Genomic DNA, 15,347 nt, shown 5'->3' on the forward strand with positions numbered 1-15,347 from the left:
CATTCAAGATGACGTCTCGTATGTTGACATACTCTGGGCCGGGTCTCTAGCGTGGCCTGACACCAAACGACATCGCCCCGCATCCGGCGACGTCGCGGAACGGGCCCGGCACCCGGATCGGCTGCCCGTCCGGACCTGCCGCTGCGGCGCGGATGCGGCCGGCCGACCGAACCGCAGGAGGACCGATGACCTACGTGGTCACCGACGAATGTGTGGACGTACAGGATCGGTCCTGCGTCGAGGAATGCCCGGTGGACTGCATCTACGAGGGCGACCGGATGATGTACATCAACCCGGACGAGTGCGTCGACTGCGGGCGCTGCGAGCCGGTCTGCCCGGTCACCTCGATCTTCCACCTCGACGACCTGCCCGCCGACCGCGCCCGGTTCGGGCCGATCAACGCCGAGTTCTTCACCGAGATCGGCACCCCGGGCGGCGCCCGCAAGATCGGCCGGGTCGGCCACGACCACCCGGCCATCGCGGAAAGCGCCGGCTGATGACCGAGCGGCACGAGGTCGACCTCGCGATCATCGGCGCCGGCCCGGCCGGCCTCTACGCCACCTACTACGCCGGCTTCCGCGGGATGAGCGTGGCGGTGATCGACTCGCTGCCCGAGGCCGGCGGGCAGATCGCCGCCCTCTACCCCGAGAAGGCGATCTACGACATCGCCGGGCTGCCCGCCGTCCGGGGCCAGGAACTCGTCGACGCCCTGCTCACCCAGGCCGCCACCGCCAAGCCGACGTTCCTGCTCGGGCAGAGCGCCATCGAGCTGACCTGCGCCGAGGACCACGTGCTCATCGGCACCGACAGCGGCACCCAGGTCCGGGCGGCGGCCGTGCTGCTGACCGCCGGCATCGGCACCTTCACCCCCCGGGAGCTGCCCGTCGGCAGCGACCACCTCGGCCGGGGCCTGCGCTACTTCGTCCCCCGGCTGGAGGAACTCGCCGGGCAGGACGTCGTCGTGGTCGGCGGTGGCGACTCCGCCGTCGACTGGGCGCTGGCCCTGGAGCCGTACGCCAGCAGCGTCACCCTGGTGCACCGGCGACCGCAGTTCCGCGCCCACGAACGCAGCGTCACCCAGCTGCACGAGTCGACCGTGCGGGTGCTCACCCCGTACGAGGTCAGCGGGATCGACGGGGAACAGCACGTCGAGGCGGTGCGGATCGCCGAGGTACGCGGCGAGGGCCGGCAGACCCTGCCCGCCCAGGCGGTGGTCGCCGCGCTCGGCTTCATCGCCGACCTGAGCGCGATGGAACGCTGGGGGCTGGAGATGCGTCGCCGCTACGTCGCCGTGGACCGGTCGATGCGGACCAACCTGCCCCGGGTCTTCGCCGCCGGCGACATCACCGACTACGACGGCAAGGTCCGGCTGATCTCGGTCGGCTTCGGTGAGGCCGCCGCCGCCGTCAACAACCTGGCCCCACTGGTCAACCCGGCGCTCGGCACCGTACCCGGCCACTCCTCGGACGCGGTATGACCGCCCCCGCGCCCACCGACGCGCACCTCGTCGTCACCCGGTACGGGCTGGGCCGGATCACCGGCGACGACGTCGAACTGCTCGACCTGCCCACCCCGGACGTGGCCGCCCTGCTGCGCGCCGGCCGGGGGTTCGCCCCCGCCGCCGAGGCCCGGGTCCGCCGCCGGCTACCGCTGGAGACCCTCGTCGGCGACCTGCGCCCGCCGCTGGCCGGGACCCGCGCGGTGTGGGGCGTCGGGCTGAACTACCACTGCAAGGCCCGCACCACCGGCCGGGCCCTGCCCACCCAGCCGGTGCTCTACCTGAAATCGCCGAGCGCCGGCTCCGGCCCCGGGGACACCGTGCCGCTGCCCGGCTCGGTGAGCAGCCAGCCCGACTACGAGGGCGAGGTCGCCCTGGTCGTCGGCGCCCGGATGCACCACACCCCGGCCGGGCAGGTCTGGGCGCACCTCGCCGCGATCACCGCCGCCAACGACCTGACCGCCCGGGACGTGATGGCCGCCACGGGCAATCCCACCCTGGCCAAGAGCTTCCCCGGGTTCGGTGCCCTGGGCGCCTCGGTGCTCGGCCTGGGCGCGGTCGCCGACCGCGACGCCATCGGCGTCCGCACCACGGTCAACGGCGAGCTGCGCCAGCAGGCCAGCACCGCCGACCTGATCTTCCCGGTGCCCGACCTGCTCGCCTGGATCACCAGGTACGTGGTGCTGGAGCCCGGTGACGTGGTGCTCACCGGCACCCCGACCGGCACCGGCCAGGACCGGGGTTGCTTCCTGCGCCCCGGCGACCAGGTGGAGGTGACCGTCGCCGGGGTGCTGCCCCTGCGTACCCGGTTCGGTGCCGAGAGCCCGGACCACCCCGCGCCGGCCGCCGTCGACGCGTCGACCCACTCGCTTCGCACAGAGAGCCCGATGTCATGAGTGAGAATTCCGAGCGGTACGACCTGGTGCTGGCCGGTGGCCAGGTGTTCGACGGTCAGACCGGAGCCAGCCAGGTCGCCGACGTCGCGGTGACCGGCGACCGGGTGGCCCGGATCGCGCCCGGCCTCGCCGCCGCCGCCGACCGGGTGGTCGACTGCGCCGGGCAGTACGTGCTGCCCGGCCTGGTCGAGGCGCACACCCACATCTTCGCCGAGGTCTCCAAGGTCGGGGCCCCGCCGGACGAGGCGCACCTGCACCGGGGCGTCGTCGCCGCCTGCGACGCCGGCACCGTCGGCGCGTCCACCTTCGCCGCGTTCGAGAAGTACGTCGCCGAGCCGGCCCGGATGCGGCTGGTGAACTTCCTCAACGTCTCGGTCCTCGGCCTGATCGACTTCCGGTTCGGTGAGCTGATCAACCCAGGCACGCTGGTCCCCGAGGACGCCCTGGCGGTGGCCGAGGCGAACCCGCACCGGGTGCGTGGGTTCAAGATCCGGCTCTCCGAGGACGTCGTCGGGCTGGACTGGCGTCCGCTGCTCAAGCGTTCCCTGGCGCTCGCCGCCGAGGCCGGCCTGCCGCTGATGATCCACATCGGGGAGACGCCGGAGCCGCTGCCGGTGATCCTGCCCCTGCTGCGCCCCGGCGACGTGGTGGCGCACTGCTACACCGGCAAGCCGTACGGCATCCTCAACGACGGCACCGTGCTGCCCGAGGTGTACGCCGCCCGCGAGCGCGGGGTGCTGTTCGAATCCGCCCACGGCAAGAGCAACCTCAGCTTTGCCGTCGCCCGTCCGGCGATCGAGCAGGGTTTCCTGCCCGACGTGGTCACCTCCGACACCAGCGCCCGCAACTGGCGCGGCCCGGTGTTCGACCTGGTCACCAGCATGGCCAAGCTGCGCGCGATGGGGATGACGCTGGAGCAGTTGGTGCCCCGGGTGACGACCGCGCCGGCCCGGCTGACCGGCCTGGACGCCGAGGGCTACGGCACCCTGGTCGAGGGCGGCCCGGCCCACGTCACCGTGCTGGCCGAGGCCGAGGAGGCGGTGCTCCCCGACGCCGCCGGCAACACGATCACCGCACCCCGGCTGGAGCCGAGCGTGGTGCTGCTCGGCGGCGAGCAGGTGCCGACCGTGCCGTGGCGCGGGCTGCCCGCCACCGGGGCGTGAGGCCCTGATGTCCGCCGTCGGGCCGGTGTCCGGCGAGCCGGGGCCGGCCCAGCCGACCCCGTCCACGTCCGTCGGGCAGACGCCGCCGACCTCCGTCGAGCCGACCCCGCCGGCCGGGGTGCACGGCCACCGCTCCCGGCTGCGGGCGACCCTGCGCGCCGGGGGTCAGCTCGCCGGCACCTTCGTCAAGCTGCCCGGCGGTGACGTGATCGCCCTGGCCGCCCGTTCCGGACTCGACTTCGTCGTGATCGACCTGGAGCACTCCGGCCTGGACGAGCGGATCGCCACCGACCAGCTCCGGCTCGCCGCCCTGGCCGGCCTGCCGGCGCTGGTCCGGGTGCCGGCCGTCGACCCCGGCCAGGTCAACCGGCTGCTGGAGGCCGGGGCCGTCGGGATCCAGCTGTCGACGGTGCGCCGCCGGGCCGACGTCGAGGCGCTGCGCTCGGCCAGCCGGTACGCCCCGCACGGGCGGCGCAGCATCAGCCTGGCGCACCCGTCGGCCGGGTACGGCGGCGACGGCCTGGACCGGTACCTCGCGGTGGAGGCCGAGCACCCGCCCGTACTGGTGGCCCAGATCGAGACGGCGACCACCGACGACCCGCTGCCCGCCCTGCTGGCCGGGGTGGACGTGGGTTTCGTCGGGACCACCGACCTGGCGGTGAGCCTGGGCCTGTCGACCACCGACGACCCGGGGCCGCTGCTGCGACGTACCGGGGACATCGCCGCCGCGGCCCGCACGACCGGGACCCACCTCGGCGGCTGGGTGCCCGAGCGGTCCGCCGCGGCGCTGGACCGCTGTGGCCTGACCGACGCGCGCTACCTGGTCGTCGGTTCGGACCTGCACCTGCTCGGCACCGGCCTGCGTCGGCTCGCCGCACCCCTCTGACCCGCCCGAGAAGGGACGCGTTCACATGCTCAACCCGCAGCTCTACCGCACCTCGGTCAACTGGGACGACATCCCGGCCACCGACGTCCGGCCCGGGGTGCGCCGCAAGGTGTACGCCACCGACGAGGTCCTCTTCGCCTGGCACGAACTGGCCGTCGGGATGGACCTCAACCCGCACCACCACGACGACTTCGACCAGCTGGTGCTGATCCTCGGCGGCCGGTGCAACTACTACGTCGACGGCGTGCCGCACCCGATGGGGCCGGGTTCGATGCTGCTGGTGCCGCGCGGCGCGGAGCACTACATCGAACCGACCGAGGGCCCGTGCATCAACGTGGACGTCTTCGCCCCGCCCCGGGCGGACTTCCTGCCGCACGCCTGGCGTCCCGGGCAGGGCTGACCGGCGATGACCGACATCGTGGTGGTGGGCAGCCTCAACGTGGACGTGGTGGTGCCGCTGCACGAGCTGCCCGCCCCCGGGCAGACGGTGCTCGGCGCGGCCGACCACCGGCGGGCCGGCGGCGGCAAGGGCGCCAACCAGGCCGTCGCCGCCGCCCGGCTGGGTCGCCGGGTGGCGATGGTCGGCGCGGTCGGCATCGACGCCGACGGCGACTGGCTGCTCGGGCTGATCGCCGCCGAGGGGGTGGCCACCGAGGCGGTGCTGCGCGCCCCCCGCCCGACCGGGCAGGCGATCGTGCTGGTCACCGCCGACGGCGACAGCACCATCGCGGTCAGTTCGGGGGCGAACATGTGGCTCGCCGCCGAGCATCTCGGCCCGCTGCGTGACCTGCTCGGGTCGGCGCGGGCGGTGCTGCTGCAACAGGAGGTCGACGCGGCGGTGGTGGCCGAGGCGGTCCGGCTGGCCGAGGGGCTGGTGGTGCTCAACCCGGCACCGGCCCGCCCGGTCGACCCGGCCACCCTGGCCCGGGTCGACGTGCTGGTGCCCAACCGGGGGGAGCTGGCCGCCCTGGCCGGCGCGCCACCGACGGACGCCGGGGCCGACGCGCTGGCCGCGATGGCCCGGTCGCTGGGCACCCGGGGGCCGGTGGTGGTGACCCTCGGCGGTGACGGCGCGCTGGTGGTGACCACCGACCGGCAGTGGCTGATCCCGGCGGAGCGGGTCGACGCGGTCGACGCCACCGGTGCCGGGGACACCTTCTGCGCCGCCCTGGCCGACGCGCTGCTCGACGGCGCGGCGATCGACGAGGCGGCCCGGTGGGCGAGCCGGGCGGCAGCGGTGACGGTCACCCGGCCCGGGGCGATGGAGGCCGCACCCCGTCGCGTCGAGGTGCCCGCCAGCGCCTGAACCCCACCCCGTCGGCCCGGCCGGGCAGCGCCACCCGGCCCGGCCGTCGCCGCCGCGGTCCCCGGTCCTGCCGCCCGTCGCATGCCGCCTGTCGGTGACGGTGCGGCCCGGCTCCGGCCGGCTGCGTCCGCTGCCCCCGGCCCGTCCCGGTCGGGGGCAGCGGCGTGGCGGCGACCCCTGCGCGCGTCGGTGCGCCGCCCGCCCCGGCCCGCGGCACACCGCCACGGGCCGGGACGCGTCGTCGGTCAGAAGTGGGCCGGGAAGTCGGCCTTGCGGATCAGGCAGTGGATGCCCTTCACCCCGTCGACGACCTGGCTCACCTCGAAGTCGGCGGCGGCGCTCAGGTAGGCCAGCGCGGTCTGCGGGGGCATGCCCTGGGTGCGGACGAGGAAGTCGACGGCGGCCCGGACGGCCCTCCGCATCGCCTCGTCGAGGTCGCCGTGCAGGCCGACCGGCAGCCAGTGGGTGGCGGTCTCGGCGAACGGCCCGTCGACGGCCCCGACCAGGCCACCGGCCTGTGCCCCGGGGATCACCGACAGCCGCAGGGTGGCCCGCAGTGGCGCCTCCAGGGCGGTCAGCGCCACCTCACCGTCGCCCTGGGCGTAGTGCGGGTCACCGGCGTAGAAGCCCGCCCCGGGCAGCTGCACCGGCAGGTAGAGGGTGGAGCCGACCTGGAGTTCGTTGATGTCGAGGTTGCCGCCGAACGCGCCGGGCGGCACCGAGTGCACCGGCTCGTCGGTGTCCACGGCGACGCCCATCAGGCCGAGGAAGGGGGCGAGCGGGAAGCGGGCCGCCCGGCCGTCGCCGTACGGCAGGGTGCCGAACAGCCGGCCGCCGTGGTGGATCACCTCGGTGAAGTGGCTGACGGTGCCGTACTCCCGGGGGCCGTCGCCCTCCGGGCCGGTGTCGGTGGGGGTGAGCGGGTACTCGCCGGGCAGCGCGCCGTAGCCGTGCCGGCTGCTGATGAAGCCGTACGGGGCGCGGACGAGCAGGTCGAGCACCTCGATCCGGAGCAGGTCGCCGGGTTCGGCTCCGGCCACCGTGATCGGGCCGGTGACCACGTGCGGGCCGTCGGCGTCGTAGTCGTGGGCGACGTCGGAGGCGGCCAGGTCGCGGGCGTCGGTGAGGACCCGGTCGGTGGGCACGTCGAACTGCTTGAGGAAGCCGACCGGGTCGCGGCCCTGGTCCTCCAGGATGCCCTCGTGGCTGAGCGTGTCGATGGTCACGGTCTCGCCGGAGTCGACCCGGAGCACGGGTTCGTGCCGCCGGTCGGGCAGCCGGCCCCACAGGCAGGTGTCCGGGGTGCTGGGCAGGTAGTGGGTTCCACCGATCGGGCCATCGTGCGGCTGGAGCATGACATCCTCCGGAAGGGGTGACACCGGCTGGCGGTGCGACGGGACGGCGCTGCCCGGTGCGGGTGGCCGGCGGCCGGCGACGGGATGCGCGGGCCGCGTCCAAGGGCCGGCGATCGGGGCGGGCGGATCGGCCGGGCCATGTCGGATGTAGGGGATCGTGACCGGCGAAGCAACAGTTGCGTGTTGCGTTCGTATTAACAGCGAGTAACCCGGTGTCGGAGTCTGCCCTGCTCTTGACAGTTGCCATGGCCGAGTAGCAGCATCGTGTAGCGAGATGCTGTCTCGCATGACGTAGAAGGCGGTGAGGTGATGGCGCAGCAGACGCCGGTACGTCCGCTCGGTGCAGCCGGCGCGATGATCGACGAGGACTGGGAGGCGCTGCGGTTCCGCGTGCACCGCTCGGCGTACCGCGACCCCGAGGTGTTCCGGACCGAGATCGACCGGATCTGGAATCACACCTGGCTCTATCTCGGCCACGAGACCGAGATCCCGAAGGCGGGTGACTTCAAGACCCGCACCCTCGGCGGTCGACCGCTGATCTTCTGCCGGGACGCCGGGGGCGAGGTGCGGGCCTTCTTCAACGCCTGCACCCACCGGGGCACCGTGCTGTGCCGGCACAGCGAGGGCAACACGAAGTTCTTCCAGTGCTTCTACCACGCCTGGGCGTTCAGCAACTCCGGCGAACTGGCCGCGCTGCCCGGCGACGACGCGTACCCCGACGACCCCGCCTTCCGGGCGTCGATGGCGCTGCGCCAGGTGCCCCGGCTCCAGATCCACGAGGGTTTCGTCTTCGTCGCCTTCGACGCGGACGTGCCCGACCTGCTGACCCACCTCGGACCGGCCGCGCACTACATGTCGCTGACCGCGAAGATCGGCGAGCACGGCATGACCACCCTGCCGGGCGTGCAGCTCTACAGCGTGAAGGGCAACTGGAAGCTCGCCGTCGAGAACGCGATGGACGGCTACCACTTCGCCCCCACCCACAACACCTTCGTCGGCTACCTGCGCGAGACCGGGTTCGCCGTCACCGACGACGACCAGTACGCCTACGACCTCGGCGGCGGCCACGGGCTGCTCGTGCTCACCGGGCACAACGGCCGGATCGGGATGGTCTGGGAGCCCCGCTTCGGCGACGAGGAGAAGACCCGCACCGTCGCCAAGCGCCGCGAGCTGGAGGCCCGTCTCGGCCCCGAACTCGCCGCCGAGGTGGCCGACGCCAGCCGCATCCTGTTCGTCTTCCCCAACCTGTTGCTGTTCGACCTGGAGGCGCTGACCATCAGGCAGCTCGAACCGGTCGCCGCCGACCGCACCGACGTGCGGGCGTGGCAGTTCGTCGAGGTCGGCGAGCCGGAGTCGGTCCGCGCGCTGCGGATCAAGACGATGGTCAGCTTCGTCGGGCCGGGCGGCCTGGCCACCCCCGACGACATCGAGGCGTACGAGGCGGTGCAGCGCGGCATCACCGCGACCGCCGACGCGGTCGACCCCGCCCACGACTGGAGCGACATGTCCCGGGGCATGGCCAACGAGAAGCAGGGCAACCAGGGCCGCTCGATCGACGAGGGCGCGATGCGCAGCTTCTGGCGACGCTGGGCCGAGAAGGTCGGGGCGAGCACCAGCGTGGCCGGCGACCCGCCGGCCGGTACGCCCGCCGCCGGACCCGCCGCGGGGGGTGCGGGCAAGTGAGCGTGTCGTCGACGACGGCCGGGAGCCGTGGGGGAGTGGTCAGTGTGGCATCGCGCGAGGTGACCCGGGCCGAGGTGGAGGAGTTCCTCTACCGGGAGGCCCAACTGCTCGACGAGTGGCGGCTCGACGAGTGGCTCACCCTGATCGAGCCGGGTGGCCGGTTGGAGGTCCCGACCACCGACTGGGCCGGCTGGGACGCCACCACCGCCGGGTACTTCGTGGCCGACGACTACGAGCTGATCCAGGCCCGGGTCAAGCGGCTCAAGAGCCGCAAGGCACACGCCGAGAACCCGCACTCGCGCACCCACCGGATGATCTCCAACGTGCTGCTGCTGGAGGCCGGCGCGGAGACCGTCTGGATCAGCGCCAACTTCATCATCCACCGCTACCGCGACAACGGCGCCTACACCTACGTCGGCCGCTACGAGCACGTGCTCAAGGTCGACCCGGACGGGCTGCGGTTCCGGCTGCGCCGGGCCGTGCCCGTGATGGAGTCGATGGACCCCGGCGCCCGACTCAGCTTCATCCTCTGAGCCGGCCGCCATGATCACCCACATGCTGGTCTTCCGGTTCCGCGACGACCTGCCGCCCGGCGCGGCCGAGTCCGTCCTGGCCGAGCTGGAGACCTTCCCGAGCCGGTATCCCGCGATGCGCAACTGGCGCAGCGGGGTCAACGTCAGCACCCGCGACACCAGCATGACCCACGGCTTCGTCGTGGAGTTCCCCACCGAGCAGGACCTGCTCGACTACCTGCACAGCGACTCGCACGAGCGGTTCGTCCGGGAACGCTGGCGGCCGGTCATCGAGCGTCAGGCCATCGTCAGTATCCCCACCGCCGGGGACGCCCAGCCCATCGAGAGGGGTCACAGATGACCACCGAGGCCACCGCCCGCCGCCGTGGGCCCTACGGCATGGAGTACGCCCGGATCGAGGTGCCCGACCTGGCCGCCTCCATCGAGTTCCTCCAGTACCACGTCGGGCTGCAACTGGAGCAGCACGACGACGAGTACGCGTTCCTGCGCGCCGACCTGGAACACCACAGCATCGAGCTGGTCGCCGCGCCGCAGCGTACCGAGTCGTGGACCACGGCGGTCGGGTTCAGCGTCGAGAACGACGCCGTCCTGGACGACCTGCGGGAGCGGGTCACCGCCGCCGGGCACGAGGTGTTCGAGCTGGCCGACCGGGTCAAGGGCCTGGTCCAGCGGGGCTTCGCCGTCCGCGACCCCAACGGGCTGATCGTCGAGCTGTTCACCGAGTTCCAGGAGTACGCCGAGCCGCCGCTGATCGAGCTGCGCCCGCTGGACCTGGTGCACCCGTTCCTCGCCACCGACAAGTACGACGAGACGCTGGCGTTCTACACCAAGGTGCTCGGCTTCCTGGAGTCCGACCACGTCGGCGACGTCACGGTCTTCCTGCGCAGCGAGGACCGCTACCACCACAGCCTGGCGATCCAGCGCAACAACGAGTTCTACGTCGCGCACCTGTGCTTCATGATGAAGAGCTTCGACCACGTGATGCGCGGCCGGGCACGGGCCCAGTACAAGCAGGTCCCGATCGCCTCCGACCTGGTCAACCACTCGGCGTCCACGTCGATCGCCTTCTACATGCACGACACCCGGCACGGGCCGCGCTACGAGCTGTGCGACAGGCACCGGGTGTTCACGCCGGAGGAGCACGAGACCCACCGGGCCCGCCGGATGGCGGTCGACCCGCGCAACATCGACGTGTGGCGGCCGGCTGCCGACGACTGGGCGCGTTTCTGACCCGCGCCCCCGTCAGGACCGGCCGGCGGACTGTCGTACCCGCCCGTCGGTGAGGGGCGCGAACGCGGGGTGGCCCGGTCAGGGGGCCACCCCGCCACCCCGTCCGGGCCCGGCACGTCCGGTGTCAGGTGTCCGGGCGTGTCCAGCCGCGTCCAGCATCCCCTTCCCGTCCCACTCCCCGTTGCGAGGATTGCCGTCCGGTCGGCCCATGGTCCGGCCGACGGATCCTCTCGTGATGGGAGTGGTGAATGTCAGAACGTGTCACCATCAGCCGGCCGGACAGGAAGAGACCGAGCCGTAGATCTCTGCTCGCCATGGCACTCGTCGCAGTGTCCTCGGTGGCCTTCGTCCCGACGGCCGCGGTGGCGGGTCCGGTCGACCGGCCCGCCGGCCCCGGGGGCGCGGCGGATCAGGCCCGCGCCGCCGGCCGGGCAACCCCGGCGTCCGCCGCTGCCGTCGCCGGGTCGGGCCGGGCGACCGGGGCGGCGGACATGGCCGCGGCGATCGCCGCACAGCGGGGCATCAGCCGCGACGCCGCCGAGAAGCTGCTGCGCGCCGAGGACGCCCACGTCCGGCTCGCCAACCGGTTGACCACCGAGCTGGGTGCCAGTTCGGGCGGGGCGTACCTGTCCGACGGCGCCCTCGTCGTCACCGTCACCGACGCCGCTGCCGCCGCGAAGGTGACCGCCGCCGGCGCGAAGGCGCGCCTCGTCGCCCGGGGCGAGCGGCAACTACGGACCATCCAGCGGACGCTGGAGGCCGCGGCGAGTGAACCCGGCACGACCTGGGGGGTGGACCCGGCGACCAACCAGGTGGTGGTGAGCCTGCCGACGGCGGGAGCGAAGAACGCCGTGCAACGCTCGGCGGCGCGCCGGTTCGGCACGGCGGTCCGGTTCGAGACCGGCGCCGGCCCGATCCAGCCGAACGTCGGGATCTCCAGCGGGGATTCGTTGGGTGGCTGCTCGGCCGGGTTCACCGCCACCGACTACACCTTCAACTACATCATCACCGCCGGCCACTGCACCCAGGGCTACCCGCACTGGACGCTGCCCAACGGGCAGGACGTCGGGCCGTCACTGGAGAGCAACTACCCGGAGAACGACTTCGGCCTCATCTGGATGAACGGTCCGTCGGTCTGGGCCACCGGCACCATCAACCTGTGGAACAACACCAGCCGCAGCATCCACGGCTGGGCGACGGCGGTGAGCGGACTGTCGGTCTGCAACTCGGGCCGGACCACCGGATTCCGGTGCGGTTCCGTGCTCAAGACCAACGTGACGGTCAACGGCGCGGGCGGCACCGTACGTCAGATGATCGAGACCAACATCTGCACCCTCGGCGGTGACAGTGGTGGGCCGCTCTTCGCCGGCAACACCGGGTACGGGCTGAACTCGCACGCCAACCGCAACGGCAACCAGTGCAACTCCTCGCCGCGCACCTGGCACCAGCCGGTGGGCGAGGCGATCACCACGTACCAGGTCGTCATCTACGGTGCGCCGTGACGTGCGGCGACGAGCAGAGGAGACAGCGATGAGAACCGCACTCACCCGGGCCGTACGCCTCACCGCCGCGGCCGTCACGGCGACGACGGTGGCCCTCACCGTGGCCGTCAGCCCCGCCCAGGCGGACCTCTGGCAGCACACGGACGGGTTCGAGAGCAACCCGGCGGCGGTGTGGGAGTTCCACCGCTCCGGTGCCGGCAGCGGAGCCTTCGAGCTGGGCGCGGGGAAGGCCCACTCCGGTGCGAACAACGCCATTCTCACGACGTCGGCCGGCGGCTGGTCCGGGGTGGGCAAGCTGCTCACCGTACGGCCGCGTACCGCCGGGCACAACACCACCTGCGGCGGCGGGTTCTTCGTCCAGGCGGTCAGCGGGCCGGCGGTGCTCAACGTCGAGGTGATCGATCCGGCGAGCTGGACGTACCTCGCGTTGCGTACCGTCCGGATCACCGACACCGTCTGGCGGCGGCACGACGTGGCCAGCTACGCCAACGGCCCGAGCCAGGTGTTCGTCCGGGTCTCCCTGCTCGGCGGCAGCGGCCCCGTACGGGTGGACGACATGGCGTTCCAGTGCACGTTCTTCAGTAACTGAGCAGGCCGACCATGGCGGGGCCGGCGCGCGTCGCGTCGGCCCCGCGACGTCCGCACGTCGCCGCGTACGCGATGACTTGACCTTGACATCAATGTCAGGGTTCTAGCATCGCCGGGTGCGTGAGGGGACCAGGGACATGCGGATCGGAGAACTCGCGCGCCGTTGCGGCGTCAGCACCCGCTCGGTGCGGTACTACGAGCAGCAGCACCTGATCGCCCCGGGCCGGGCCGCCAACGGCTATCGGGAGTACGACGAGTTGGCGGTGGTCAGGGTCCGGAACATCCACGAGCTGCTCGACTCCGGCCTCACCGTCGAGGACATTCGGCTCTCGATCGACAAGGGGTGCCTCGACGAGCCGTTGAGCACCCTGCCCCGGTGCCCCGACGCGCTGCGGATCGCCACCGACCGGCTCGGCGCCCTGGACCGACGGATCGCCGCTCTCCAGGACCTGCGCGGGCGGCTCGCCCGGCAGCTCCTGGCGACCAGGTCGGCGATGGCCCGCGCCGGGGAAACCGGGGCCGACGAGTGGCCACGATGAGATTCGGACTCTCCCTCGAGCCGCCGGTGTGGCCGGGCGACGCGGGTGCCGCCATGCTCCGGGCAGCGCGGGACGCCGAGCGGATCGGCCTGGATTACGTCCTGATGGCCAACCACGTGCTGAAGAACCCGCACGGCGCGGGCTTCGACCCGGTGGTCCTGCTGGCGGCGGTCGCCGGGGCGACGACCCACCTGGGGATCGCGACGAGCGTGCTTGTCCTGCCCTACTACCACCCGGTGGTGCTGGCCAACCAGCTTGCGACGCTGGACGTCGTGTCGGCGGGTCGACTGGCGGTCGCCGTCGGCACCGGATGGAACCCGCAGGAGTTCACCGCGCTGGGGGTGCCGCTCCGGTTACGTGGCCGGCGGACCGACGAGAGCCTGGAGGTCATGAAGGCACTGTGGGCCGGCACCACCGCAGACCTGGACGACCGGTTCGCCGGCCTGCGCGACGCCCGCATCGGCGTTCCCCCGTACCGGTCCGGAGGGCCACCGGTCTGGGTGGGTGGGCACAGCGACGCGGCGATCCGACGCGCGCTGCGGTTCGGCGTCGGCTGGCACGGCTCCGGCATCGACCACGAGGAGGCCCGCCACTTCCGGCGTCGGATCGAGGAACTGGCCGACGGCACGGGACGGGACCCGGCGACGATCGGGATCAGCACGGTCGGTTTCCTGGTGCCGCCGGGAATGTCGGCGGTCCGGCCCGCGCCGGGCCGGTTGCTCGGCGGCACCCACGCCAGCACCGAGGCGATCGTCGACGACCTGTGTCAGCTCGCCGACGCGGGGGTGGCGATGTGCTCGCTGTGGATGCCCATCGACGGTCGCCTGGTCGAGGCGGCGTTGGAGTGGCTCGCCGGCGAGATTCTGCCCCGGGTGCGGTGCCCGAGCGGGTCGGGCCCGCGCTAGCCGCCGCCCGGCGCAGGGGACCGGACGGCGGGCCCCGTCCGGCGTGCCGGGCCTCGTCGCCTCACGACAGCGGGACGACGTAGGAGTCGACCCGGGCGATCAGCCCGTCGCGGAAGGTGAACAGGTCGTTGAAGGCGAAGCGGAACGGCCCGTGGTCGACGCTGACTCCCCGGCCCTCGCCGGTGACGACGACGACCGGGCCGTCCTCGTGTACGCGGTGGACGTCGAGCGCCGGGCTGCCGGTGAACGCCGGGTTCTCGATCTCCCCGTCGAACTCCGCCCTGCCATGGGTGGTCCGGTGACCGTGGATGACCCACTCGACGTCGTCGGTGAGGGTCGCGAGGATGCGCGGGTGGTCGCTCGTCCGGAACCCGGCGAAGTATTCGGCGACGAGGTCACGTTGGGTCTGCGAGGTCATGGTTGCTCCGTCGTCACATGGTCTGGTGCAGGCGTCGGGCCGGGCTGGCGCAGGTGTGCGGCGAGGGCGTCGAGGATTGCGGCGAGCCCGTCGACCGCCCGGGCGGTGCGTAGCTCGGGGGGAAGTCGTCGCTGGTGGACGGTGAGGTCCGTACCGTCGGCGGTGGGGCGGAGGGTGACGATCGTGCGTAGGCCGGTGACCGGTTCGTCGAAGACGAGTTCGTGTGGTGCGGTGACGCGCACGTAGACGAACCGGAGCCGGTGGGTGCGGCCGTCCGGCGCGCGGGTGTCGAGCGCGAACTCTCCGCCGGGGCGCAGGTCGACGGTCACCGACCCGGACGGCACGGTGGCGTGCGAGCCGCCCCAGAAGGCAGTGATGCCGGCCGGCGAGGTGAACGCGGCCCAGACCCGCTCGGGCGGCGCGGCGAGCTGCCGTCGGGCGATCAGTTCGTCGCCCCGCAGGTGTGCGTCGGTCACCGGGCCGCCCCGTCGTCGGTGAGGTGGTGCTCCAGGGCGTCGAGCCGGTCGTTCCAGGTGCGCCGCTGCTCGTCGATCCAGGTGCCGAGCAGCGAGAGCTGATCCGTCCGGAGGCGGCAGGGGCGTCGGGTGCCCTCGCGTCGCTGCTCGACCAGGCCGCAGCGGCGCAGCACCCCGACGTGGTGCGAGATCGCCTGCGGGGTCAGCTCGAACGGCGCGGCGAGCTGTCCCACCGTGGCGTCCCCGTGGGCGAGGCGGGCCACCAGGGCGCGTCGGACCGGGTCGCCGAGCGCGGCGAAGGCCGCGTCGAGATCCGGACCGGGTGCCACGGGTATGGGGGCGGTGGACATGGCTCCACCATAATGCAAA

The 15,347-nt window shown here is 72.9% G+C and carries 19 protein-coding genes; 15 read left to right on the plus strand and 4 right to left on the minus strand.

From position 1 onward, the window contains the following. Nucleotides 1-185 precede the first annotated feature (185 nt). The 7 genes from fdxA to ACN267_RS05520 are packed head-to-tail and all read left to right on the plus strand — an operon-like array spanning nucleotide 186 to nucleotide 5,749. On the plus strand, nucleotides 186-497 hold the full coding sequence (gene fdxA / locus ACN267_RS05490) for a ferredoxin (protein WP_067309107.1): 312 nt from the start codon (nucleotides 186-188) through the stop codon (nucleotides 495-497). Next, nucleotides 497-1,477, plus strand: coding sequence for an NAD(P)/FAD-dependent oxidoreductase (locus tag ACN267_RS05495; protein ID WP_204961605.1), 981 nt, complete (start codon nucleotides 497-499; stop codon nucleotides 1,475-1,477). Before fdxA ends, ACN267_RS05495 begins: the two co-directional genes overlap by 1 nt. Continuing rightward, entirely contained in the window at nucleotides 1,474-2,394 is a 921-nt protein-coding gene (locus ACN267_RS05500; protein WP_204961606.1) for a fumarylacetoacetate hydrolase family protein, read from the plus strand. Before ACN267_RS05495 ends, ACN267_RS05500 begins: the two co-directional genes overlap by 4 nt. After that, a complete protein-coding gene (locus ACN267_RS05505) occupies nucleotides 2,391-3,557 on the plus strand; it encodes a hypothetical protein (protein WP_204961607.1) in 1,167 nt (388 codons plus the stop codon). Before ACN267_RS05500 ends, ACN267_RS05505 begins: the two co-directional genes overlap by 4 nt. A 7-nt stretch (nucleotides 3,558-3,564) precedes the next feature. Beyond that, a complete protein-coding gene (locus tag ACN267_RS05510) occupies nucleotides 3,565-4,443 on the plus strand; it encodes an HpcH/HpaI aldolase family protein (protein WP_421488095.1) in 879 nt (292 codons plus the stop codon). 25 nt (nucleotides 4,444-4,468) lie between these two features. Beyond that, nucleotides 4,469-4,843 carry a cupin domain-containing protein gene (locus ACN267_RS05515; protein ID WP_088647236.1) on the plus strand — a complete coding sequence of 125 codons (375 nt, stop codon included), beginning with the start codon at nucleotides 4,469-4,471 and terminating at the stop codon, nucleotides 4,841-4,843. A 6-nt stretch (nucleotides 4,844-4,849) separates the two neighbouring features. After that, entirely contained in the window at nucleotides 4,850-5,749 is a 900-nt protein-coding gene (locus tag ACN267_RS05520) for a ribokinase (protein ID WP_281896536.1), read from the plus strand. A 245-nt stretch (nucleotides 5,750-5,994) separates the two neighbouring features. Here ACN267_RS05520 and ACN267_RS05525 read toward each other — a convergent pair whose 3' ends face one another. Then, the gene (locus ACN267_RS05525; RefSeq protein ID WP_421488096.1) at nucleotides 5,995-7,104 is read right to left on the minus strand and encodes an acetamidase/formamidase family protein; all 1,110 of its coding nucleotides are present in this window, start codon (nucleotides 7,102-7,104) and stop codon (nucleotides 5,995-5,997) included. A gap of 309 nt (nucleotides 7,105-7,413) precedes the next feature. Between ACN267_RS05525 and ACN267_RS05530 the strand changes: the two genes are divergently transcribed. From ACN267_RS05530 to ACN267_RS05565, 8 genes are all read left to right on the plus strand, one after another. Beyond that, the gene (locus ACN267_RS05530) at nucleotides 7,414-8,787 is read left to right on the plus strand and encodes an aromatic ring-hydroxylating oxygenase subunit alpha (protein ID WP_281896541.1); all 1,374 of its coding nucleotides are present in this window, start codon (nucleotides 7,414-7,416) and stop codon (nucleotides 8,785-8,787) included. A gap of 44 nt (nucleotides 8,788-8,831) precedes the next feature. After that, entirely contained in the window at nucleotides 8,832-9,320 is a 489-nt protein-coding gene (locus tag ACN267_RS05535; protein ID WP_204961612.1) for an aromatic-ring-hydroxylating dioxygenase subunit beta, read from the plus strand. A 10-nt stretch (nucleotides 9,321-9,330) separates the two neighbouring features. Beyond that, nucleotides 9,331-9,660 carry a Dabb family protein gene (locus tag ACN267_RS05540; protein ID WP_145919475.1) on the plus strand — a complete coding sequence of 110 codons (330 nt, stop codon included), beginning with the start codon at nucleotides 9,331-9,333 and terminating at the stop codon, nucleotides 9,658-9,660. Then, the gene (locus ACN267_RS05545) at nucleotides 9,657-10,550 is read left to right on the plus strand and encodes a VOC family protein (protein ID WP_088647651.1); all 894 of its coding nucleotides are present in this window, start codon (nucleotides 9,657-9,659) and stop codon (nucleotides 10,548-10,550) included. Before ACN267_RS05540 ends, ACN267_RS05545 begins: the two co-directional genes overlap by 4 nt. A gap of 314 nt (nucleotides 10,551-10,864) precedes the next feature. Further along, nucleotides 10,865-12,052, plus strand: coding sequence for a S1 family peptidase (locus tag ACN267_RS05550; protein ID WP_421488097.1), 1,188 nt, complete (start codon nucleotides 10,865-10,867; stop codon nucleotides 12,050-12,052). A 28-nt stretch (nucleotides 12,053-12,080) separates the two neighbouring features. Beyond that, entirely contained in the window at nucleotides 12,081-12,641 is a 561-nt protein-coding gene (locus ACN267_RS05555; protein WP_421488098.1) for a hypothetical protein, read from the plus strand. A gap of 115 nt (nucleotides 12,642-12,756) precedes the next feature. Next, nucleotides 12,757-13,179 carry a MerR family transcriptional regulator gene (locus tag ACN267_RS05560; RefSeq protein ID WP_421488099.1) on the plus strand — a complete coding sequence of 141 codons (423 nt, stop codon included), beginning with the start codon at nucleotides 12,757-12,759 and terminating at the stop codon, nucleotides 13,177-13,179. Between the two features lie 53 nt (nucleotides 13,180-13,232). Then, entirely contained in the window at nucleotides 13,233-14,084 is an 852-nt protein-coding gene (locus ACN267_RS05565) for a TIGR03619 family F420-dependent LLM class oxidoreductase (protein ID WP_421488100.1), read from the plus strand. A gap of 61 nt (nucleotides 14,085-14,145) precedes the next feature. On the opposite strand, the gene ACN267_RS05570 is transcribed toward ACN267_RS05565, so the two are convergent. From ACN267_RS05570 to ACN267_RS05580, 3 genes are read right to left on the minus strand one after another with little or no spacing between them, the layout of a single operon-like run. Next, nucleotides 14,146-14,502, minus strand: coding sequence for a nuclear transport factor 2 family protein (locus ACN267_RS05570; RefSeq protein ID WP_421488101.1), 357 nt, complete (start codon nucleotides 14,500-14,502; stop codon nucleotides 14,146-14,148). After that, complete coding sequence (locus ACN267_RS05575; protein ID WP_421488102.1) at nucleotides 14,499-14,978, minus strand: SRPBCC family protein; 480 nt, start codon at nucleotides 14,976-14,978, stop codon at nucleotides 14,499-14,501. Before ACN267_RS05575 ends, ACN267_RS05570 begins: the two co-directional genes overlap by 4 nt. Continuing rightward, nucleotides 14,975-15,328: an ArsR/SmtB family transcription factor gene (locus tag ACN267_RS05580; RefSeq protein WP_421488103.1), complete on the minus strand. Its 354-nt coding sequence runs from the start codon at nucleotides 15,326-15,328 to the stop codon at nucleotides 14,975-14,977. Before ACN267_RS05580 ends, ACN267_RS05575 begins: the two co-directional genes overlap by 4 nt. Nucleotides 15,329-15,347 lie beyond the last annotated feature (19 nt).

It is taken from the genome of Micromonospora sp. WMMD734 (genome assembly GCF_049178975.1).
Lineage (GTDB): Bacteria > Actinomycetota > Actinomycetes > Mycobacteriales > Micromonosporaceae > Micromonospora > Micromonospora wenchangensis.

Excerpts from the sequence above, each read along its gene's own strand:
- fdxA (WP_067309107.1), top strand. The coding sequence starts at position 186 with ATGACCTACGTGGTCACCGACGAATGTGTGGACGTACAGGATCGGTCC.
- ACN267_RS05495 (WP_204961605.1), top strand. The coding sequence starts at position 497 with ATGACCGAGCGGCACGAGGTCGACCTCGCGATCATCGGCGCCGGCCCG.
- ACN267_RS05500 (WP_204961606.1), top strand. The coding sequence starts at position 1,474 with ATGACCGCCCCCGCGCCCACCGACGCGCACCTCGTCGTCACCCGGTAC.
- ACN267_RS05505 (WP_204961607.1), top strand. The coding sequence starts at position 2,391 with ATGAGTGAGAATTCCGAGCGGTACGACCTGGTGCTGGCCGGTGGCCAG.
- ACN267_RS05510 (WP_421488095.1), top strand. The coding sequence starts at position 3,565 with ATGTCCGCCGTCGGGCCGGTGTCCGGCGAGCCGGGGCCGGCCCAGCCG.
- ACN267_RS05515 (WP_088647236.1), top strand. The coding sequence starts at position 4,469 with ATGCTCAACCCGCAGCTCTACCGCACCTCGGTCAACTGGGACGACATC.
- ACN267_RS05520 (WP_281896536.1), top strand. The coding sequence starts at position 4,850 with ATGACCGACATCGTGGTGGTGGGCAGCCTCAACGTGGACGTGGTGGTG.
- ACN267_RS05525 (WP_421488096.1), bottom strand. The coding sequence starts at position 7,104 with ATGCTCCAGCCGCACGATGGCCCGATCGGTGGAACCCACTACCTGCCC.
- ACN267_RS05530 (WP_281896541.1), top strand. The coding sequence starts at position 7,414 with ATGGCGCAGCAGACGCCGGTACGTCCGCTCGGTGCAGCCGGCGCGATG.
- ACN267_RS05540 (WP_145919475.1), top strand. The coding sequence starts at position 9,331 with ATGATCACCCACATGCTGGTCTTCCGGTTCCGCGACGACCTGCCGCCC.
- ACN267_RS05545 (WP_088647651.1), top strand. The coding sequence starts at position 9,657 with ATGACCACCGAGGCCACCGCCCGCCGCCGTGGGCCCTACGGCATGGAG.
- ACN267_RS05550 (WP_421488097.1), top strand. The coding sequence starts at position 10,865 with ATGGCACTCGTCGCAGTGTCCTCGGTGGCCTTCGTCCCGACGGCCGCG.
- ACN267_RS05555 (WP_421488098.1), top strand. The coding sequence starts at position 12,081 with ATGAGAACCGCACTCACCCGGGCCGTACGCCTCACCGCCGCGGCCGTC.
- ACN267_RS05565 (WP_421488100.1), top strand. The coding sequence starts at position 13,233 with ATGCTCCGGGCAGCGCGGGACGCCGAGCGGATCGGCCTGGATTACGTC.
- ACN267_RS05570 (WP_421488101.1), bottom strand. The coding sequence starts at position 14,502 with ATGACCTCGCAGACCCAACGTGACCTCGTCGCCGAATACTTCGCCGGG.
- ACN267_RS05580 (WP_421488103.1), bottom strand. The coding sequence starts at position 15,328 with ATGTCCACCGCCCCCATACCCGTGGCACCCGGTCCGGATCTCGACGCG.